The sequence below is a fragment of the Nocardia vulneris genome (genome assembly GCF_001613425.1).
Classification (GTDB): domain Bacteria; phylum Actinomycetota; class Actinomycetes; order Mycobacteriales; family Mycobacteriaceae; genus Nocardia; species Nocardia vulneris.
On sequence record NZ_BDCI01000015.1, the window covers coordinates 157,136 to 171,508 of the forward strand.

Sequence of the window (14,373 nt, forward strand, 5' to 3'; positions counted from 1 at the left end):
GCTTTTCAGCTACCGGTGGCCTTCTGGTACGCGGCGAGATCGCCGTCCAGATCCGTGAGCACCTTGGCCCAGTCGACCGGCAGCAGCTCGACACCTTGCAACACCGAACTCGGCGACGGGCCCGAGCCGGCGGCCGGGGTCTCGCGCAATTCGGCCCGCGCGGGCACCGCGAAAGCGTCTGTGCCGAGCGACTTCTGGGCCTGCGCCGAGAGCAGGAACTCCATCAGCTTCTTGGCGTCGGCCTGATGCGGCGCGCCCTTGGCCAGACCCATCACGTACGGCACCGCGACGGTCGATTTCTTGCCGTCGGCCGCGGCCGGGAAGAACACGCTGAACTTCGAGCTCTTCTCCTTGATGGTGGTCAGGTTCATCTGCACGTCGCCGTTGGCGATGCTCAGCTCGCCCTTGTCGACCTTGGCCTGCAGCTTGCCGGTGGACGAGGACGGCCCGACATTGTTGGCCTGCAACTTGGCCAGATAGTCGAGCGCGCCCTGCTTGCCGAGCAACTTCTGCAACAGAATCAGGACCGCGGTGCCGTCACCGGCCTGGCCGGGCGTCGAATACTGCAGCTTGCCTTTGAATTCCGGCTTCAGCAGGTCGTCCCAGGTGAGCGCCTTCGCGTCGACCGCGGGGTTGGCGATGAAGCACAGGTAGTTGTTCGCCAGCGTGACGTACTTGCCCTCGGCGTCCTTGTCCGCGGCCGGGACGGCGCTGGTGTCCACGCCGCTGTCCTGCAGCAGCCCAGCGGCTTTCGCCTTCTGGATGAACGGCGGCAGGGTGACGACGACATCGGCCTGCGGGTTGGCCTGCTCCTTGTCGACCCGGTTGACGACCTCGCCCGAGCCGGCCTCGACCAGGTTGACCGCGATGCCGGTCTGCTTCTTGAACTCGGCGAACTGGTTCTGGTACCAGCTGCCTACGCCGTCGGCGGAATAGACCGTGACGGTCTTGCCGCTCGCGCTGTCCGTGCCGGTGCCGCCGCAGGCCGCGGTGGCCGCGACGGTGGTGACGGCGGCGACGAGCAGCGCGGCCCGGGACAGGCGGCGTGCGAGGCGGGTCTGCGTGGGGGAAGTACGCACGTGACTACAACTTTCGGTTCGTGAGGGGTGTCGGAGTCGAAGGAATGGACGGGCCGGTCAGGAGTGTTCGGCCAGGATCAGTTCGGCGAATTCGACGATCGAGGCCACCACGTGGGTAGCGCCCGCCGCACGCAGCTGCGCCTCGTCGTGCGCGCCGGTGAGCGTGCCTGCGACGATCTGTGCGCCCGCGGCCAGGCCGGTGGCGATATCGCTGGTCGTATCGCCCAGTACCGCAACCCGATCCACCGCATCCGCCTGCAGCCGCAGCAGCGCGGTGAGCACCAGGTCGGGGTAGGGGCGGCCGCGTCCGGCGTCGGCGGGCGCCAGCGTGAGGTCGGCGATATCGTGCCAGTCGAGCGCGCGCAGCAGGCGGTCCTGGGTCGAGCGGCTGAAGCCGGTGGTGAGTGCGACCTTGATGCCCGCGCCGCGCAGCTTGCCGATGGCCGCGGCGGCACCGGGAATCGGGGTGATCTCGACCTCGTCGATCAACGCCTCGTACGCCGCCTCGAAGGCCAGGTTGGCCTGCTGGGCGCGGTCCTCGGCGCCGAGCAGGGCGCGGAACACGGCGATCTTGGACTGGCCCATGGTGTCGAGCACGTAGGTGCGGGCCGCCTCGCGCTCCGGCCCCTCGGCCGCGATGCCCGCCGCCGTCGCGGCGGCCTCGAACGCGCGCAGCACCAGGCCGCCGTCGGCCACGGTGGTGCCCGCCATGTCCAGCACTGCTAGTTGAATGGTGTTGTCCGACAAGGTAATCCTCACAGATTCAGGAGTTCGGCGGTTTCCTCGCCGAGTGCGGGTCCGAGGGTCATACCGCGGCCGCCCGGGCCGGTGACGACCCAGGTGTGTGCGCCGGCCGCGGCGCGGGTGACGAGCGCGGTGGGATCGGTGCTCTGGCTGTACACGCCCGCCCAGCGCCGAACCACCTGCGGCAGAGCGCGTCCGAGCAGTTCCTCGGTGACCGCGGTGAGATGGTCGTAGGGCGCCTCGTCCACGTCGAAGGCGAACGGCTCGTCGTATTCGTGGGTGTCGCCGATGGTCAGGCCGCCGTGCAAGCGCTGCACACAGAGCAACTGCATCTTGTGCTCCGCCGCGGTCGCCGATTGGGACTGCTCCCGATTCAGCGTGTCGACCGCCGCGCCCGCGAAGCCGGGGTAGTAGCGGAAGCTGTCGCCGTCGGCGATGGCGGTGGTGAGCGGCTCGCCGAGCGGCGCGGTCTGCATCATCTGCAACCGGACCCGGCGCACCGGCAGCACGCCGGCCAGCTCGCGGGTCAGTCCGGTGTGCGCCGCACCGGGGCAGACCAGCACCAGGTCCGCGTCGAAACGGCGGCCCTGGTCGTCGCGCACGCTCGCACCGGCCGCGGTGTCGGTGACCGACCGGGCTTCGGTACCCGCGTGAAAGGTGTAGCGGCCGGTGGCCGCGAGATAGGCGCGAATCGCAGGCAACGCCTGTCGCGACTCCACTGCCGCGTCGGCCGAACAATGCAGTCCGGCAAGGAATTCGCCGCGCAGCGCGGGGTTGATCGCGCGTACCTCGGCGGGCTCGAGCAACGCGAAACCGCGCGCTTCGGCCGACGGGTCCGCAACGGCTTGTTCGGCGACCGCCAGCTCGGCGGGGGTGCGCACCAGCGTGATCGATCCCGCGGGACGGAATCCGACGCCGGGGACCTTGCCGCCCAGTTCCTCCCACAGCTGCCGGGAACGCAGGGTCAGCTCGAGTTCGCCCGCGGCCCGGCCGGAGACCCAGACCAGGCCGAAGTTGCGGACCGTGGCGCCGCGCGCCTCGGTCTCCCGCTCGACCTGCACGACCTCGTGACCGCGGCGGACGGCGGCCAGGGCGTGCGCGGTGCCGAGGATCCCACCGCCGATGATGACCAATCGCATGCGACCATGGTGCACATTGGTCTAGACCAACGGGTGTTAGTGGCGCGAACGGCAGGTTAACAATTGGTATAGACCAATTGCGGTACGCTGTGGACCATGGACGCGACGGAGGTGGGCAGGGTCGGTGCCGCGGCGGGCGGCGGCGGGCGCGCGGAGTTCGCGCTCCCGGATCGGCTGCCGAAGTCTTATCGCGTGCGCACCGAGATCGAGGCGATCCTCGGGGAACTGCACGAGGGCGATCCGGTTCCGTCCGAACGGGATCTGGCCGTTCGATTCGAGGTCGCGCGGGAAACGGTGCGGCAGGCGCTGCGAGATCTGCTGGTGGAAGGGCGGATTCGCAGGCAAGGCCGGGGCACGGTGGTCTCGCGCCCGAAAATGGTGCAGCCGCTGTCGTTACGCTCCTACACCGAGGGGGCGATCAGTTACGGCCGCGTGCCCGGCCGGTTGCTCGTCGGCTGGGACGATGTGCCCGCCGATGCCGATGTGGCCCGTGATCTCGCTGTGCCCGTAGGCACTTCGGTCATGCACTTGGAGCGGGTGCTGCTCGCCGACGGCGAACGCATCGGGCTGGAGAGCACCTTCCTGCCGCTGCATCGGTTCGCCGATCTGCGCACCAGTTACGACCCGACCACCTCGCTGTACGCGGCGGTGCGCGCCGCCGGCGTCGCCTTCGGCCGCGCCACCGAACGCATCGAAACCGTCCTCGCCTCCCCCCGCGAGGCCGCCCTGCTCGAATGCACCACCGCGCTACCCCTGCTGCTCCTGCACCGCCGCAGCGTCGACACCGACGGCGCCCCCATCGAACGGGTCCGCGGCCTCTACCGGGGCGACCGCATCGCCTTCGAAGCCCACCTCGATGAATAGATCTGTGTAGCAGTTGATGTCGTGAGGCTGGTCAGGTTCGGGCGCCTTTGCGGCGGGTGCGGGCCCAGTCCGCGCAGCGGCGGGTGAGGGCGAGGACGTGGTCGAGGACGGCGGGACTGACGCCTGCGATGCCCATGGCGTAGCGCGTGCCGTCGGTGTAGGCGGCGCGGGCGAGCAGGCCGTGTTTGGTGCGAAAAGTGACCAGGCCGTCCAGGATTCGGATGACGCCGTCCATGGCGTAGGCCGCCTTGGTCGACGGGGGACCGTCGGGGCGGTCGAATTCCCGGACGAGTCTGGTCACCAATGATTCGGCGTCCGTGGTGTGTTCGAACATCCGCCGCCACCGGGGGAGTCCGTAGTTCAGCAGATCGTCTTGGAAGTACGCCATGCCGACGCCCCCGTGATCGGACGACCAGACGAGCCGGTCGATCAGATACAGCGGCACGTGGACGGCGGCGGGGCCGTAGTACGAGCGGTCGGCCACGACCACATCCGCCATGAACGGTCGCAAACGCGCGGCGTAGAACTCGAGCGGGTCGACGGTGCGGTACAGGCCGCTCATCAACTGCGGCAGGGTCTCCAACTGGTCGGCTGCCGCGTGGCAGATCTCGCCGAAAGCCGTGTCGTCCGGGTGGAGTTCGGCCAAACCCGCCAGCTGCGGCGCGATCTCGCTGATCAGCAGGGTGCTCACGCGGACCGCATCGAGCACGACGCTTTCCTGATGCTCGCCGAGGAACATCCGCTGGCGCTTGCCCCGCGGATTCCACGCGCCATAATGCAGCACGGTATCCCGGGGCACCATGCCCGCGGAATGACCCCAAGCGAGCAATACGCCGGCGGCTTCGGGCACGGCATCGAGTGGCTCGACACCGTGTCTGCGCAAAGACGACATGAGCATGCCGACGTCCCGCATGGCCGCCAGCCGATCGGCGATATCCGGTAACTCGCTCTCCCGCGCCCGGGACAGCAATTCGCGGAACGTGGTCGCGAGCTGGCGCAGATCGGCCGCCGCATTCATGATCGGAAGATTCGCCAGCACCGCGTCGGCGGCGAGCGGATCGCGGCGCGCTACCTGTCGGCACGACAATTCATCGATGTTTATCGCGTAGGGATTGTCCATCCTGGTCAGCGGCCGTGACTGCAGTCTCGAGCTCGGCATCGGTTCCTATCTCGATCCCGCGAGCGATGAACCCGCCGAATCTTTGTCCATGCCGTCTCAGTAGTACGGTCCGATGTTTGGGTGCTGTAAGGCAAACAAACGCCCCGCGACTATGTCAATCATTGTTCTGGCAAACGATGGGTAAACGAAATCGTTGCGCCTTAACCAGTTTCACCGAGCCCTTAAGTCGAGGGCTCGGTGCTGGTTGCGGATCAGCGAACCTGGGGTGCCACCTTCTCGCCGAGCAATTCGATGTTGTGCAGGACCTTTTCGTGCGGGAGGGTGCCGACGCTGGTGTGCAGCATGAAGCGGTCCAGGCCGAGGGTGTCACGGATGTCGGCGATCTTTTCGGCGACGTAGTCGGCGGTGCCGACGAACAGTGAGCCTTCCTTCGAGCGCAGGGCCTCGAACTGGGGACGGGTCATCGCTCCCCAGCCGCGTTCGCGGCCGATCGTGCTCATCGCGAGGGCGTAGGGCTCGTAGAAGTCGGCGACGGCCTGCTCGTCGCTGTCGGCGATATAGCCGTGCGCGTGCACCGCGACGGGCTGCTTGTCGTGGCCGCCTTCGGCGAGAGCGCGGTGGTACAGGTCGACCAGCGGCTTGAACCGGGCGGGCTGGCCGCCGATGATGGCGATGGCCAACGGCAGGCCGAGCAGGCCGGCGCGGACCACCGACTCCGGGCTACCGCCGACCGCGATCCATACCGGCAGCGGCCGATTGTCGGTGCGCGGGTAGATAATTGCGTCGCGCAGTGGTGCCCGGAACTTGCCGTTCCAATTCACCGGACCGTCTTCGCGCAGGTGCAGCAGCAGTGCCAGCTTCTCCTCGAAGAGTTCGTCGTAGTCGCTCAGGTCGTAGCCGAACAACGGGAAGCTCTCGGTGAAGGACCCGCGCCCGGCCATCAGCTCGGCGCGGCCGTTGGACAGTCCGTCCAGGGTCGCGAAATCCTGATACACCCGGACCGGATCGTCAGAACTCAGCACCGTCACCGCGCTGGTCAACTGGATCCGTTCGGTGCGCGCCGCGATCGCCGCCAGCACCACCGCGGGTGCGGAGGCGGCAAAATCCTTGCGATGGTGTTCCCCGACGCCGTACACCTCGAGCCCGGCCCGCTCGCTCGCCACGGCCTCGTCGACCACCTGGCGCAGCCGCTCGGCCGCACTCGGCGCGGGCCGATCGCCGACGGGGTACAGCTCCGCGAACGTCGTGAGTCCCAATTCCACGATGGACCCTCTTTCCTGGGTAGTGTCGATGTCAACTACCACCCTAAACGGACCACGGTCCGCAGGTATTCCGCAGTGGCTTGGCGCTGCCGTCCTCGTCTGTGCGGCTGCCCTGGGTGCTTGTGAGGATTTACAAAGTGGTGGTTCGGAGGTCGTGGCGGCGTAGGGCCCACCAGAGTTCGAGGGTGGTGGCGGGGTTGCGGAGGTCGTGGCCGGTGAGGGCTTGGTAGCGGTCGATGCGGTAGCGGACGGTGTTGGGGTGGACGACCAGGGCGCGGGCGGTGGTCTCGATGTGCAGGCCGGATTCCAGATAGGTGTGCAAGGTCCGGCGGTACAGGTCGGGACTGTCGGTGCGATGCAGGGGGTCGAGGTAGCGGCGGACGAGGTGGTCGCCGACCTCGGTGTCGGCGAGGACGGCGGGCAGCAGGCCGAGGTCGGCGACGCTGTGCGCGCCGGTGAGGGTGAAGGCGGCCGCGGTGTTGAGTGCGCGGGTGGCCTGGACGAACCCGGTCGGGAGTTGGTCGATCGGGGTGGCCGGGCCGAATCCGGTGGGGATGGGTGGCGCGTCCGGGAGTCGATCGGTGAATCCGGCGAGGTCGCCGTCGATGGTCGTCACGAACCCGACCCGGCCGGACCTGGTGAACAGGTGCGCTAGCTCGGCCGGGCCGTGTTCCGCGGTCGGGCGGGCGCGGAAGGGGACGACCGTGTGCTCGAGGTCGAGGCTGTATTGCTGTGCGCGCAAACCGATTTCGGCGCGGGTGAGGGTGCCGGTGAGCGCGGCGCGGGTGAAGTCGGCGCGGGCCTGGTGGTCGCGGCCCGCGTTCGCGAGTTCCACCTCGCGGTGGCCGCCGGTGAGCTCGAGAATGGCCACGTCGACGATGTCGAGCAACTGCCTGGTGAGTTCGAGTTGCACGTGGCCCGAGACCTGATGGGATCCGCCGATCTCGGCCATCTCGTCGAGGATCACCCGCACCGCCAGCCGCCACGCGCCGAGCATCTCCGCGAGCGCGATGCCCTGGCCCGCGCGGATGACGCCGAATTCGTGGAAGGCACGCAACTCGGTGCTGGACGGGCCGCGTTCCTCGACCATGGCCAGCAGCATGGACTCGATCATCCGTGCCGTGAGCGGGCGCAACATGTCCGGGCCGAGGCGTGCGTACGCCGGGATCTCGCTGCGGGCCGTGCCGACGATGCGGTCGAGCAGCGTCGATTCGCGTGCGGCCAGCTCGGCGACCAGGCGACGTTTCGCCGTCGCGGTTTTGGCACCCGACATGCGGCCAGTGTAAGACGAGCCGTTTGTAATCGTCTACAAGGAGGCCACCGACAAGTCGGGAAATCGCTCCATGGTGGCAACGGGACTATTCGGACGATGCTCGAAGGCGTTCCAGTCGACGGAAGGACCCGGGCACCGATGGATGTGACCACGCTCATGCGGCAAGCCGCCGAGCTCAATGCCGACCGCACGGCGATCATCACCGAGCAGGGCACGCTGACCTTCGCGCAGGCGTGGACGCGCGGCGTGCGACTGGCGAATGCGTTGCGCGCGTTGGGTGTCCGGCCCGGCGATCGGGTCGCCGGTTTGGAGGACAACAACCTGGGCTGCGTGGACACCGTGCTCGGTTGCGCGATCGCCGGTGCGGTGCGGGTGCCGCTGTATCCGCGCAATTCCGCTGCGGCGCACGCGCACATGGTCGGCAACACCGACGCCAAGGTCCTGCTGACCGACGAGGCCTTCGCCGACTCGGTGCGCGGGCTACCCGAGCAGCTCGCCTGCTCGGAGCGGATCATCGTGCGGGACAACAGTTATGAGCAATGGCTGGCCGGGCAGGACGATACCGACCCGCGACTGCCGATCGACCCGGACGCCTGGTACGTCATCCGGTTCTCCGGCGGCACCACGGGCAAGCCGAAGGGCGTGGCCTACAGCCAGCACGACTGGGTACTGAACTGCCGGAACTGGGCGTACGGCGTCGAACGGATGGGCCGCGGGAGCGTGATCGGTCATGCGGGCCCCATCTCGCACGCGTCCGGGTACCTGTTCCTCCCGGGCTGGCTGGCGGGGGCGGCCAACCTGATGTTCGGCGCGTTCGAACCGGGCAAGGTGCTGGCGATGATGGCCGAGCGGCGGGTGAGCCATATGTTCGCCTCGCCCAGCCTGCTCGCCGCCCTGGCCCGGCAGCCCGCCGCGGCCGCACGGGATTGGCCGCATCTGCGCACCATCCTGGTCGGTGGCGCGCCGATCACCGACGCCACGGCCCTGCTCGGTCGAAAAGTGTTCGGCGACACCCTGTATCAGGGCTTCGGGCAGACCGAGGCGGTACCGATCTCGTTCATGGCGCCCGAGGAATGGTTCGGCACGGTCGACGGGTCCGAGCCGATGCGGTCGGCGGGCCGGGTAGCGCCCTACGCGCAGGTGCAGATCCGAGACGAGGACGGCAACGTCGTGCCGGTCGGCGAGCCGGGGGAGATCGTCGCGAAGGTCGAGGGCCAGATGCGCGGCTACTGGCGCGACGAAGAGCTGACCGGGACCAGGCTGGTCGACGGCTGGGTGCGGACCAGGGATATCGGGCGGCTGGACCGCAACGGTTTCCTCTACGTGCTGGACCGGGCCGAGGACATGATCGTCTCCGGTGGCTTCAACATCTGGCCCGCCGAGCTGGAAACCGTGCTGGCCGACCATCCGGCCGTGGTCGAGGCCGCGGTTTTCGGGATACCGGACGAGCGCTGGGGTGAAACCCCGATGGCGGTGGTCACCGTCACCGATCCGGCCGCGGTCACCGCGAGCGAACTCGTCGAACTGTGCCGGGAGCGGCTCGGTTCCTACAAGAAGCCGAGCCGCGTCGAGCTGACCACCGAGCCGCTGCCCAAGAGTGTGGTCGGCAAGCTGCTGCGCAAACAGTTGCGGGAACCGCACTGGGCCGGTCACGCGAGCCGAGTGTCCGGCGCTTGACCGATTCCCTTGTCCGACAACGAAGGAGGACCATCATGACCGGCTGGCATCGCGTCGACGTCGGCACCGGCCGGCCGCTCGTGCTGTTGCACGGCGGCGGCTCGTCGGTGCGCAGCTGGCTGCCGGTGATCGAACTGCTCGCCACCGAACGCCGGGTGCTCGCGCTCGACTTCCCGGGCTTCGGCCGGACACCCTCGCTCGCCGGCGCGGAGTTCGACATGGTGGTGGCGGTACGCGAACTCGGCGCCGAACTCGCGCGACTCGGCGTGCGCACGCCGGTCGACCTCGCGGGGAACTCGATGGGCGGATGGATCGCCCTGGAAGCCGCCAAGCACGGGCTGGCCCGCAGCGTCGTCGCGATCGGGCCCGCCGGTCTCTGGGCCGAGAGCATGCCGTTGCGCACCCGCGCGCAGTTCGCCGCGGGTTCCTTCGGCGCGTGGCTGTTCCACACCCGCGCCCGCGTGCTGCTGCGATCGTCGCTGTGCCGTGCGCTCGCGCTCTCGACGCCGGTCAAGCACCCCCGCAACTTCACCTACGCCGAGGCGGTCGACTTCTTCGACGATCTGCGCACCTCGGCGCCGACGCTGCGGCGTGCGCTGCACGTCGCCCGCACGTCCAGATTCGAAGGGGGACAGGGCATCACCGCGCCGATCACGCTGGCGTTCGGCTCGCACGACCGCATGGTGCGCGCGGGGGACAGCCGGTTTCTCGATCAGCTGCCCGATGGCGTCCGGATCGTGCCGCTGCCCGACTGCGGGCACATGCCGATGTGGGACAAGCCCGTGCTGGTGGCCCGCACCATCCTGGCGGGCACCGAGAGCGCGGTCGATCGCAACGGGCTCGGTGCATGAGCACCTTCGATCGAATCCGGCGCAGACTGCGGCTGCCGATCATCGCCGCGCCGATGTTCCTGGTGTCCGGTCCGGAGCTGGTGCTGGCGGCGTGCCGGGCCGGCGTGATCGGCGCGTTTCCCACCGCCAATGCCCGGACCAGCGCGCAACTCGGCGAATGGCTCGGCCGCATCCGGTCCGGGCTCGCGCCGACCGACGCGCCGGTCGCGGCGAATCTCATTGTGCACAAGAGCAATCCGAGACTGGCGGACGATCTGGCGGTGCTGCAGGAACTGCCCACCGATCTGGTGATCACCTCGGTCGGCTCGCCCGCGCCGGTGATCGAGGCGCTGCGGCTGACCCGGACCCTGGTATTCGCCGATGTCGCGTCGCTGCGGCATGCCCGGCGGGCCGTCGAGGCCGGCGCCGACGGACTCATCCTGCTCACCGCGGGTGCGGGCGGCCAGACCGGCTGGGCCAACCCGTTCGCTTTCGTCCGCGCGGTCCGCGAGTTCTACGCCGGGCCGGTGGTGCTCGCGGGCGGTATCGCCGACGGCGTCGCGTTACGTGCGGCGCTGACACTCGGGGCCGATCTCGCCTATCTCGGCACGAAATTCCTTGCTACCACGGAAAGTCTCGCGCCCGCGGCGCACAAACAGATGGTCGCCGCGACCACGCTGGACGACGTCGTCCTCACCTCGGCCCTGACCGGGCTGCCCACCAGCATGCTGCGGCCCTCGCTCGACGCGGCCGGCCTCGAGTTCGATCCCCACACCGGTGATGCCGACGTCAGCTCGTTGCTCGCGCAGGCGGACGGAGTCAGGGCTTGGCGGGATCTCTACAGCGGCGGTCACTCCGTCAGCGGCGTGCACGCGGTCTGCTCGGTCGCCGAAGTCGTGGAACGGACCGCGCGGGAGTTCCACGACCAGTAGGGCCGTCGGCGCGGCCGCCGCGCGCCGATTACCCTGTTCACATGTCTGTCCGCACTCGTAAGCCGCTGACCCCCGGGACCCTCTCGCCCACCCGCGAGGTCCCGCGCACGATCGAGCGCCCCGAATACGCGTGGAAGAAGACCGTCAACGAGGGTCGCGAGCCCTGGGTGCAGACCGCGGAGACGATCGAGAAGATGCGGATCGCGAGCAAGATCGCGGCGCAGGCCCTGGAAGAGGCGGGCAAGGCCGTCGCACCCGGCGTCACCACCGACGAACTGGACCGGATCGCGCACGAGTACATGTGCGACCACGGCGCCTACCCGTCGACCCTGGGCTACAAGGGCTTTCCGAAGTCGTGCTGCACCTCGCTGAACGAGGTGATCTGCCACGGCATTCCGGACTCCACCGTGATCGAGGACGGCGACATCGTCAATATCGACGTCACCGCCTACATCCACGGCGTGCACGGCGACACCAACAAGACCTACCTGGCCGGCGAGGTGGACGAGGAGGTGCGCCTGCTCGTCGAGCGGACCGAGGAAGCCACGCTGCGGGCCATCAAAGCAGTCCGGCCCGGGCGGGCGCTGAACGTCATCGGCCGGGTGATCGAGTCCTACGCGAACCGCTTCGGCTACGGCGTGGTGCGCGACTTCACCGGTCACGGCGTCGGCCCCACCTTCCACAGCGGCCTGGTGATCCTGCATTACGACCAGCCCGCCATCGAGTCGATCATCGAACCGGGCATGACGTTCACCATCGAGCCGATGATCAACCTCGGCGGGATCGACTACGAGATCTGGAACGACGGCTGGACCGTGGTCACCAAGGACCGCAAATGGACGGCCCAGTTCGAACACACCCTGGTGGTCACAGAAACCGGCGCGGAAATCCTGACCTTGCCGTGAGCGGACGGCCCGGTCCGAAGCTCGCGCCTTTGGGTGGTCACAGATACCGGCGCGCAGATCCTGACTTTGCCGTGAGCGGACGGCCCGGTCCGAAGCTCGCGCCCTTGGGTGGTCAAAGATGTCGGCGCCGAAATCCTGACTTTGCCGTGAGTGGACGTTTCGGCCCGTGGGGTCACGGAAACCGGCCGACGTGGTGAAGGGGGCGCTGCTCGTCGCGGGCACGACCTCGGACGCGGGCAAGAGCGTCGTGGTGGCCGGGATCTGCCGGATGCTGGCGCGGCGCGGCGTGCGGGTCGCGCCGTTCAAGGCGCAGAACATGTCCAACAATTCGGTGGTCACCCTCGACGGCGGGGAGATCGGCCGGGCGCAGGCGTTGCAGGCCCGGGCCTGCGGCCTGGAGCCGAGCGTGCGGTTCAATCCGGTGCTGTTGAAGCCGGGCAGTGACCGGCGCTCACAACTGGTGGTGCGGGGCAAGGCGGTCGGCACCGTCGGCGCGCGCGACTACTTCCGGCATCGCCAGGAATTGCGCGCCGTGGTCGCGACCGAACTCGCCGCCCTGCGTGCCGAATTCGATGTGGTGATCGCTGAGGGCGCCGGATCGCCCGCCGAAATCAACCTCCGGGCAACGGATCTCGCGAACATGGGACTCGCGCAGGCCGCGTCGCTTCCGGTGCTGCTGGTCGGTGACATCGACCGCGGCGGCGTGCTCGCGCATCTGTTCGGCACCGTCGCGATCCTGGAACCCGAAGACCAGCAATTGATCTCGGGTTTCGTGGTGAACAAGTTCCGTGGCGATGTCGAGCTGCTGCGCCCCGGCCTGGACCGGCTGACCGAACTCACCGGCCGCCCCACCCTCGGGGTGCTGCCGTTCGCCGAGGACCTGTGGATCGACGCCGAGGATTCGCTGAGCACCGTCGCGGACGCGCCGGTCGGCCGTCCACGCCCACCCGTCGGCGCCGAATGGCTGACGGTCGCCGCCATCCGGTTGCCGCGCATCTCCAACTCCACCGACGTCGAGGCGTTGGCCTGTGAGCCGGGAGTTTCCGTGCGCTGGGTGAGCGAACCCTCCCGGCTCGGGGAGGCCGACCTGGTGGTGCTGCCGGGCAGCAAGGCGACCGTGTCGGACCTGGAATGGTTGCGGCGCAACGGACTTGCCGATGCGCTCGAAGCCCGCGCCCGCGCCGGACGGCCGATCCTCGGTATCTGTGGCGGCTACCAGATGCTGGGCACCCGGATCGTGGATCCGGTCGAGTCGGGCGCGGGGGAGGTCGCGGGACTCGGCCTGTTCGATCTGGAGATCGCCTTCGCCGATCCGAAGGTGTTGCGGCGCAGTAGCGGACACGGCCACGCGACCGAGGTCGCGGGAATTCCGCTGCACGGCTACGAGATCCATCACGGACGGGTGGTGCGCAGCGGCGACCCGGCGTGGTTGCGGCTCGACGGCGAGCCGGAAGGTTCGGTCCGCGCGGCCCTCTGGGGCACGCACCTGCACGGGCTGCTCGAATCGGACGAGTTCCGCCGGGCCTGGCTGCGTTCGGTCGCCACCGCCGCGGGCCGGACGGGTTTCGTTGCGGCCGAGGACACTTCGGTCGACGCCGTCCGCGCGAGCCAGCTGGATCTGCTGGCCGATCTGATCGAACAGCACCTGGATATCGCCCAGCTCGAACGGCTCATCGCCGCGGGCGCGCCCGCCGGACTGCCGGTCTTGCGCACGCACGCGAGCACCGACGTCGACCGGAACTGTTGACGCGGCGGACCCCGCCCCTTACCTTTCAGTAAGGAATTCGACCCCGGGTAAGGCATGGGTCCTCGGCACGGAAGTGTGGTCGGTGAGCGAAATGGCAGCAGACAAGAGACCCGGCGGCAGGTCGGGCAATGTGGTGTCCGCGACCGTGACCAGCAAGGGGCAGATCACCATCCCGATCGACGTCCGGGTCGCGATGGGGCTGCGGGCGGGGGTCCGGGTCGCCTTCGTGCCGACCGCGAACGGCACCTACGAACTGGTGCCGGAAACCCGGACCATCAAGTCGCTCAAGGGAATCGTCGGCTGGTCCGGCTCGCCGATCGGGCTCGTGCAGATGAACGAGGCCATCACGGGCAACATCGTGGAAGGCAAGCAGAAATGATCGGTCTGGACGCCAACGTGCTGATCCGCTACCTCACCCAGGACGACCCGGAGCAGTCCGCGCGGGCCAACCAGGTGATCGACGGGCTCAGCGAGACCCGTCCCGGCTACGTGACGATGATCGTGCTCGCCGAGATCCACTGGGTGCTGCGCCGCGGCTACAAGCAGGATCCCGAGGCGGTCACCGACGTGCTGCTCGGCCTGCTGGACTCCACCGAGATCGTCATCGAGCGGGCCGACACGGTGCGCCAGGCGCTGCGCCGGGCCGCCGACGGCGCGGACTTCGCCGACGCGCTCATCCAGCAGCTGGGCCAGGAGGCGGGCTGCGATCTCACCGTCACGTTCGACCACAACGCGGGCGAGCAAGCCGGAATGCGATTACTGGCCTGAGCCCGACCGAGGAAGACCGGACTTCGTTCAGCT

At 68.8% G+C, this 14,373-nt stretch carries 14 protein-coding genes; 8 read left to right on the plus strand and 6 right to left on the minus strand.

What is annotated here, in order from left to right:
• Window positions 1–5: 5 nt before the first annotated feature.
• From NVU01S_RS17070 to NVU01S_RS17080, 3 genes are read right to left on the minus strand one after another with little or no spacing between them, the layout of a single operon-like run.
• A complete protein-coding gene (locus tag NVU01S_RS17070) occupies window positions 6–1,079 on the minus strand; it encodes a 2-aminoethylphosphonate ABC transporter substrate-binding protein (RefSeq protein WP_043667179.1) in 1,074 nt (357 codons plus the stop codon).
• A 57-nt stretch (window positions 1,080–1,136) separates the two neighbouring features.
• A complete protein-coding gene (locus NVU01S_RS17075; protein WP_043667177.1) occupies window positions 1,137–1,826 on the minus strand; it encodes a phosphonatase-like hydrolase in 690 nt (229 codons plus the stop codon).
• A gap of 8 nt (window positions 1,827–1,834) precedes the next feature.
• The gene (locus NVU01S_RS17080) at window positions 1,835–2,962 is read right to left on the minus strand and encodes a TIGR03364 family FAD-dependent oxidoreductase (protein ID WP_043667175.1); all 1,128 of its coding nucleotides are present in this window, start codon (window positions 2,960–2,962) and stop codon (window positions 1,835–1,837) included.
• Between the two features lie 96 nt (window positions 2,963–3,058).
• Between NVU01S_RS17080 and NVU01S_RS17085 the strand changes: the two genes are divergently transcribed.
• Window positions 3,059–3,826 carry a GntR family transcriptional regulator gene (locus NVU01S_RS17085; protein ID WP_244467168.1) on the plus strand — a complete coding sequence of 256 codons (768 nt, stop codon included), beginning with the start codon at window positions 3,059–3,061 and terminating at the stop codon, window positions 3,824–3,826.
• 31 nt (window positions 3,827–3,857) lie between these two features.
• Here the strand turns inward: NVU01S_RS17085 and NVU01S_RS17090 are convergent, their stop codons facing one another.
• The 3 genes from NVU01S_RS17090 to NVU01S_RS17100 all read right to left on the minus strand — a co-directional run bounded on the left by NVU01S_RS17090 (window position 3,858) and on the right by NVU01S_RS17100 (window position 7,481).
• Window positions 3,858–4,985 carry a monodechloroaminopyrrolnitrin synthase PrnB family protein gene (locus tag NVU01S_RS17090; RefSeq protein WP_082031938.1) on the minus strand — a complete coding sequence of 376 codons (1,128 nt, stop codon included), beginning with the start codon at window positions 4,983–4,985 and terminating at the stop codon, window positions 3,858–3,860.
• A gap of 212 nt (window positions 4,986–5,197) precedes the next feature.
• Complete coding sequence (locus NVU01S_RS17095; RefSeq protein ID WP_043667172.1) at window positions 5,198–6,208, minus strand: LLM class flavin-dependent oxidoreductase; 1,011 nt, start codon at window positions 6,206–6,208, stop codon at window positions 5,198–5,200.
• A 130-nt stretch (window positions 6,209–6,338) separates the two neighbouring features.
• On the minus strand, window positions 6,339–7,481 hold the full coding sequence (locus NVU01S_RS17100) for a PucR family transcriptional regulator (protein ID WP_052280366.1): 1,143 nt from the start codon (window positions 7,479–7,481) through the stop codon (window positions 6,339–6,341).
• Between the two features lie 138 nt (window positions 7,482–7,619).
• On the opposite strand from NVU01S_RS17100, the gene NVU01S_RS17105 reads away from it, so the two are divergent.
• The 7 genes from NVU01S_RS17105 to NVU01S_RS17135 all read left to right on the plus strand — a co-directional run bounded on the left by NVU01S_RS17105 (window position 7,620) and on the right by NVU01S_RS17135 (window position 14,340).
• The gene (locus NVU01S_RS17105) at window positions 7,620–9,158 is read left to right on the plus strand and encodes a class I adenylate-forming enzyme family protein (RefSeq protein WP_043667169.1); all 1,539 of its coding nucleotides are present in this window, start codon (window positions 7,620–7,622) and stop codon (window positions 9,156–9,158) included.
• A gap of 35 nt (window positions 9,159–9,193) precedes the next feature.
• Window positions 9,194–10,009: an alpha/beta fold hydrolase gene (locus NVU01S_RS17110; RefSeq protein WP_052280365.1), complete on the plus strand. Its 816-nt coding sequence runs from the start codon at window positions 9,194–9,196 to the stop codon at window positions 10,007–10,009.
• A complete protein-coding gene (locus NVU01S_RS17115; protein WP_043667167.1) occupies window positions 10,006–10,920 on the plus strand; it encodes an NAD(P)H-dependent flavin oxidoreductase in 915 nt (304 codons plus the stop codon). The genes NVU01S_RS17110 and NVU01S_RS17115 overlap by 4 nt, the downstream gene beginning before the upstream one ends.
• A gap of 41 nt (window positions 10,921–10,961) precedes the next feature.
• The gene (gene map, locus NVU01S_RS17120; RefSeq protein ID WP_014986950.1) at window positions 10,962–11,825 is read left to right on the plus strand and encodes a type I methionyl aminopeptidase; all 864 of its coding nucleotides are present in this window, start codon (window positions 10,962–10,964) and stop codon (window positions 11,823–11,825) included.
• 193 nt (window positions 11,826–12,018) lie between these two features.
• Window positions 12,019–13,572 carry a cobyric acid synthase gene (locus NVU01S_RS17125; protein WP_043667357.1) on the plus strand — a complete coding sequence of 518 codons (1,554 nt, stop codon included), beginning with the start codon at window positions 12,019–12,021 and terminating at the stop codon, window positions 13,570–13,572.
• Window positions 13,573–13,663: 91 nt separating this feature from the next.
• Window positions 13,664–13,951: an AbrB/MazE/SpoVT family DNA-binding domain-containing protein gene (locus NVU01S_RS17130; RefSeq protein ID WP_200882160.1), complete on the plus strand. Its 288-nt coding sequence runs from the start codon at window positions 13,664–13,666 to the stop codon at window positions 13,949–13,951.
• Window positions 13,948–14,340, plus strand: a complete 393-nt coding sequence (locus tag NVU01S_RS17135; RefSeq protein WP_014986947.1) for a type II toxin-antitoxin system VapC family toxin — start codon at window positions 13,948–13,950, stop codon at window positions 14,338–14,340. Before NVU01S_RS17130 ends, NVU01S_RS17135 begins: the two co-directional genes overlap by 4 nt.
• Window positions 14,341–14,373: the final 33 nt, after the last annotated feature.